We start from the raw sequence: 5,776 nt of genomic DNA on the forward strand, positions 1-5,776 counted from the left end.
TATTCCGAACATTTTAATCTCCTTTTTTTATAAAATTAAAGTATTCCAGTTAAAGAACCTAATAACCCTATAGCTAATGTTATCATAATTAATGTAATTGGAGTTTTTCCTTTTTTTAATAGATAAAACATAAATAAAGTGAATATTAAAGGTAATAAATTAGGCATTACTTTATCAATTACATCAGTTTGAATAGCAATTTTAGTTTTTCCAGTATCAATGATATAAGGAATAGACAATCTAACATAAGAAGCGATCAATCCTCCAATAACAGTTAATCCTAAAATCAATGAACCTTTCGTTACATATTTTGTTCCCGCTTGCAGTTTGTCAATTGCATTAACTCCCATTCTATAAGAATAATGAATTAAAGAAAATCTTAGAATTAGGTGAACAGAATTAAATAATAAAAGGAAAATTATAGGTCCTAGGATACTTCCTTCTAATGCAAGAGAAGCACCGATACTAGCAGATATTGGTAGTAAAGTAAACCAAAATAATGCATCTCCAATTCCACCTAAAGGACCCATAAGTGCTATCTTGATTCCTCTGATTGTATCTTGATCTTCTTTATTTTCTTCCATCGCAGTAACAATACCTTGTACAAATGTAACTAAAAATGGATGAACATTAAAAAATTCCATATGCATTTTCATTGATTTTGATAAATCTTTTTCATTAGTATGTATTTTTTTTAGTGCTGGAACCATTCCATAGAGCCATCCACAAGCTTGCATTCTTTCATAATTAAAGGAAGCTTGTAAAAAGAAGGACCTAAAAGCCATTTTGTTTAAATCTTTTTTAGTTATAACTTTGGGTTTGTTTGTATCTTCATAATAACTGCTGTTTTTATTAGATTCCATCACTATAACCTCCACTATTATTATTTGTTGATCCTTCATCAATTTTCTTATTAACACTATAATCATACATTGCTATACAAAATGCAATCGCTGCAAGAGCTAAGATAGGAACGTTTAAATACGTTGCTAAAATAAATCCAATTGCCAAATAAATCGCAAAATCTTTTTTAAACATTACTTTTAGTAACATTGCAAAACCTATAGCTGGCATCATTCCACCTGCTATCCCAAAACCAGATATTATCCATTTAGGTAGTAATGAAACAACTTCTGCTGCTGCTTCTGCACCGAACATTATAGGAAGAAAAGTTATTACAAAGTAAAGTACAAATAATATACCCATTCCTAAGTAATTAATATTTGCAATCCCTTTTGTATTCCCTGCTTCTGCATATCTGTCAGCTTTACTCATTATAGGAGAAAAGAAAGTAAATAAAAGTGTTATACAAGCTTGAACAGCTACAGCAAAAGGTATCGCTATCCCAATAGCAGTAGTTGCTTCTTGCTTTGTTAAAATTGCAAAAGCGGTTCCAATTATTCCTCCGATAACTACATTGGGTGGCTGAGCCCCTCCAACAGGGACAGCTCCCATCCAAACTAGTTCAAGTGTTCCTCCAACAATTAATCCCATACGAATATCTCCAAGTATCCAACCAACGACTGCTCCTGCAACTACAGGTCTGTGAATATGAGTTAATCCATCAAACATATCAATTCCTGCTATTCCTGCAAAAATAGCTATTAGCAAAGCATCTGTAAACATGTTTTTTACCTCCTTTTTTAGTTAATATATATAATAGTAATTATTACTATTTTATTTAGAGATTTTATCAATAAGTGACATAATATCTTCTTTTGATTCTGTTGGAACTCTTTGTATTTCTAGTTTGACTCCTAATTCATTTAATTTCTTTAAAGTTTTAATATCATTTTCGTCTACACAAACTGATTTTGAAATTTGAATTTTTCCTTCTGACATGTGCATATTTCCAATATTGACTACTTTTATAGGTATCCCACCTTTAACAAGGCTTAAAACATCTTGAGGTGTTTCTACAATCAAAGCAATAATTTGTCTGTCGGCAGCTTTGTGCAAAATATCTATAGTTTTTTTTATTGTAAAAAATCTACTTTCTACTCCCGCTGGTGTAGCCATATTCATAAGGTTTTGCCTTGTTGTATTTGTAGAAATTTTATCATTTGGAACAACTAATAAATTTGCTCCAGAATGTTGCGTCCAAGCAGTTGCTACTTGTCCATGGATTAATCGATTATCTATCCTAGTTAAAACAAGATTCATAATATTTTTTCCTCCCTAATGTTTATTTTTTTAATAAATTTTTCATCTCTAATATTTGAATATCTCCAGTATTTTTAAGCATTGCATTTGAGGTTCCACATGCTAAAGCATATTTAAAACATTCTTTAAAACTCATTTTTTTTGAAAATCCATAAATAAACCCAGCAATTGAAGAATCTCAAGATCCTACTGTATTTTCTAATTTTAACGCTTCACCACTAGTATCTAAAATAACTTTCCCACACAATTTACAACTCTTTTTTATTTAATTCAAGGTTTTATAACCTGCCTTTCCCTTCACTTCCACACATTAATATTTTCTTTTTAGCAACTTCTTTCATTATCTGTTTTGCAGAAGTTAAATTTTTTTTTGGATCACTTTCATCAAGATTATTAACTAAAACTTCTCTTACTTTTTGAACATCTGTCATAATTGATTTTGGACCATTTCTAAATCCTAGAAAAGAATCAAAAGTGATTGAAACTTTTCCAGATATAAGTTCTAATATTTTTTTTAATAGTTTCTAAATTTAAATATAGATATTCCAGCTAATGACATGCATGTAAAACTCCCTGTCATTGCAAAACCTTTATCATTAGACTTTTCTGGCATTAGAATAGATAAAACATTATTTTTCCTAAAACATATTGAGATAATTCTCATTCTTATAATTTGTACGTATGTATCTAGACTATAAATTTATTTATTTGTAAATTTATTCATAATTAATCAATATCTTTTTGATTTTGTACTCAATTTTTACTAGTTTACAATAAGATTATTCTGAACTTAATATTTTTTCTATTTTTATTTTTTTTCCTAACATTCATACGTATCTTTTAATTTGAGTTTAGTACTAAAATAAATAAATGTCAAATTAAAATTTGTTTATTTTTCCAATTTTTATTTCCTCAAATAAAATTCATATATAATTTTCTCTTTGAATCCTTGTTTTACTTATTGAAATATAAATCCCCTCAATATGAAATCCTATTACCTCTAATTTTTCTAAATTTTCATATTTTCTATCCCCATAAGATTGTCTTTTTATTACTTTTACTCTATTGTTTATTCCTTCTACTAACGGACTACTTTCTTCATAACAAAATGATGCTACAATTTCTGAATGCCAGGTTTTAAATTTTTTATTTATTATATTTTAGATACCTGAACCAAATCAATTTCATCATCAAATTTATTATGTACTCCTTTCCATTTTTTACTGCTATACACCTATCGAAGTAAGCTTTTATCTAATAAACTCCTTTTAGATCATCGTTTAAACTAAGTAATTTTTCTAATCTCCATATTTGATTTTTTGTTAAATTATTAATATTTTTAGCAAATACTTTTTTAGATATTTAAAAATCCCTCATCTTTATTTTTAAGTATACAAAACCCTGTGATTTTGATATTTTTTTTAATGTCCTTTTGTTTTAGAATAAATTTTAAAAATATTTATGAAAAATCAAATAGCGTCAACTGACGTTTGTTTTAATAAAAATATTATCTATAATTAAAACGTAAAAGTAATTTTAAAACAAAAAAGGAGAATATTATGAATAAAATATTAGACAAAAATAGAGAAAAGTTATGATTTTACTAATTATTAATGTTTTGTTTCCATTATTTTTTACTATCTTTATAGGTTGGTATGCTGGTAAAAAAGGAATATTCAAAGAAGAACACTCAAAATCACTGGTTGATTTTATAATTTTACTCGCAACTCCAGCTCTATTATTTAATATGACCGCTACTAAACCTATAGAATCATTTCTCAATGTAAATGTAGTCATAGTAATAAGTATTGGTTTATTATTGACGTATATTAAAACATATATCATATACCATTATAAATTTAAAAAGCATCCTAAAGAAACTTCTCAAGCATCACTTATGTCTGCTTTTCCAAATGCAGCTTTTATGGGAATTCCTATAATTTCACACCTATATGGAGATGAAGGAATAGCGGTTGTTGTTATCGGGAGTCTCCTTGTTTTCCTATTAGTAACTCCTATTACAATGTTTTTAGTGGAGTATCACGACGATCCCAAGAGTGTTAGTTTTAAATCAATAGGCATACAACTACTTAATTTAGCTAAAACTCCCGTTATATTTGCACCTATTTTAGGGCTTATTTTCTCATTTTTTCATCTATCGATACCAGAATATATTACATCTAGCTTTAAAATTTTAGGAGATACAGCTCCAGCTATTTCACTTTTTACAACAGGGCTTTTTATGGCATATACTAGGATTTCTATTTCCCATGAAGTAGCATTATTAATATTTATAAGAAACATTACTTCTCCATTAATATTTTATTTTGTGATGATAAAAATGGGAATCACTGGGAATCTATTCAATGAAATCCTTATTGTTTCAGCTATGCCTACAGCTTCTACAGCACCTATGTTTTCTGCAAAATTTAAAACCTATGAAAAAGAGACTGCAGCAGTTACAGTTCTTGGAACAATAGTCTCCATCTTTACAATTGGAGGCCTTATTTTTTTAATAAATTAATTTAAAATAGTACAGCTATGATCTCTAATATTAATGTGAAGGAGTCTTATTTTTTATAGTCTTAGCCAAATAAATATGTTATAATTTCTTTAATAAATAATTTATAGTAAAGGATGGATTCTATGACTACTAAAGCAGAAATACTATATAAAATTAATTTTGAAGAACTTATCGGAACTGAATTTGAAGACCTTATGTCTATTGAAAACTTGGCTAAGGGAACTTCTATTTTTTATGAGCGATTTGAACAATTTAATACATACCTTTTAATAGAAGGTAAAACTCAACATATCATATATACTCCTGAAGGCGGAGAATTTTATAGAAATTTTTTCGAAGGAGATATTCCAGGATTGAGTTTTTCTCTTTCTAATAGAAAAGGGCCAGAACGTTTCAGACCTTTTGATGTAGATGTTATAGTTAAAGAAGATTCTACAATTGCTTATCTACCCCTTGAAAAAATTTTAGATTTGGAGTTTAAAGGTAAATCTGCAGTTCTTGAAAAAATTATAACCATAGGAGTAGAAGATCACTTTAAAGAGTTTAATCACCTTCTACTTAAAAGTATCTATTCAGATGAAGAGTTTTTCATAAAGTATTTAGAAAATCATAAAGTATTAAATATAGGCACTTCTAAAGAGATTTCTGAACATCTCAACATAAATTTAAGAACACTCCAGAGGTTATTAAAAAATCTTATAGGTGAAGAAATTATAGAAAAGACAGAAAATAAGATATTTATAAAAAATCAGATAAAACTGAATAAATATAAGGAAAAATTTGAAAAATAGGGATATAAAATCCCCTTTTTTTTTGAAAAATTTAAGGCAACGACAATTGACGTTGAGTTTGGGATAAAAAAAAACTAAAATACCAAAGTAAAAACAAATATTAATTTTTAATTAGAAAAATTTGAAAAAAGAGTGAATAACATGAAAAAAGTATTAATAGGATTATTAGCGTTATCAGTAGTATCGTTTTCAAATGGAGGGACATCGACAGCAGTGCCATATGCATATCCAAAAGCAATTCAAAAGACACCAGTAGTACAGAATGTACCGACAGCAACACCATATGCATATCCAAAAG

The 5,776-nt window shown here is 27.9% G+C and carries 7 protein-coding genes; 2 read left to right on the forward strand and 5 right to left on the reverse strand.

Features of this window, described 5'->3' with window-relative positions; translation table 11 throughout:
- Window positions 1-35 precede the first annotated feature (35 nt).
- The 5 genes from WBG30_RS03595 to WBG30_RS03615 form a co-directional block, all read right to left on the reverse strand.
- Entirely contained in the window at window positions 36-863 is an 828-nt protein-coding gene (locus WBG30_RS03595; protein WP_424503279.1) for a PTS system mannose/fructose/sorbose family transporter subunit IID, read from the reverse strand.
- The gene (gene agaW, locus WBG30_RS03600; protein ID WP_424503280.1) at window positions 853-1,626 is read right to left on the reverse strand and encodes a PTS N-acetylgalactosamine transporter subunit IIC; all 774 of its coding nucleotides are present in this window, start codon (window positions 1,624-1,626) and stop codon (window positions 853-855) included. The genes WBG30_RS03595 and agaW overlap by 11 nt, the downstream gene beginning before the upstream one ends.
- 51 nt (window positions 1,627-1,677) lie before the next feature.
- Window positions 1,678-2,163: a PTS N-acetylgalactosamine transporter subunit IIB gene (agaV, locus tag WBG30_RS03605; protein WP_424503281.1), complete on the reverse strand. Its 486-nt coding sequence runs from the start codon at window positions 2,161-2,163 to the stop codon at window positions 1,678-1,680.
- Between the two features lie 278 nt (window positions 2,164-2,441).
- Window positions 2,442-2,594, reverse strand: coding sequence for a hypothetical protein (locus WBG30_RS03610; RefSeq protein ID WP_424503282.1), 153 nt, complete (start codon window positions 2,592-2,594; stop codon window positions 2,442-2,444).
- A 492-nt stretch (window positions 2,595-3,086) separates the two neighbouring features.
- The gene (locus WBG30_RS03615) at window positions 3,087-3,320 is read right to left on the reverse strand and encodes a transposase (RefSeq protein WP_424503285.1); all 234 of its coding nucleotides are present in this window, start codon (window positions 3,318-3,320) and stop codon (window positions 3,087-3,089) included.
- Window positions 3,321-3,757: 437 nt separating this feature from the next.
- Between WBG30_RS03615 and WBG30_RS03620 the strand changes: the two genes are divergently transcribed.
- Together WBG30_RS03620 and WBG30_RS03625 are read left to right on the forward strand one after the other, a co-directional pair.
- Entirely contained in the window at window positions 3,758-4,687 is a 930-nt protein-coding gene (locus tag WBG30_RS03620; protein ID WP_424503283.1) for an AEC family transporter, read from the forward strand.
- A gap of 122 nt (window positions 4,688-4,809) precedes the next feature.
- The gene (locus WBG30_RS03625) at window positions 4,810-5,478 is read left to right on the forward strand and encodes a Crp/Fnr family transcriptional regulator (RefSeq protein WP_424503284.1); all 669 of its coding nucleotides are present in this window, start codon (window positions 4,810-4,812) and stop codon (window positions 5,476-5,478) included.
- The last annotated feature ends 298 nt before the right edge of the window (window positions 5,479-5,776 follow it).

The sequence above is a fragment of the Psychrilyobacter sp. genome (assembly GCF_049671765.1).
GTDB lineage: Bacteria > Fusobacteriota > Fusobacteriia > Fusobacteriales > Fusobacteriaceae > Psychrilyobacter.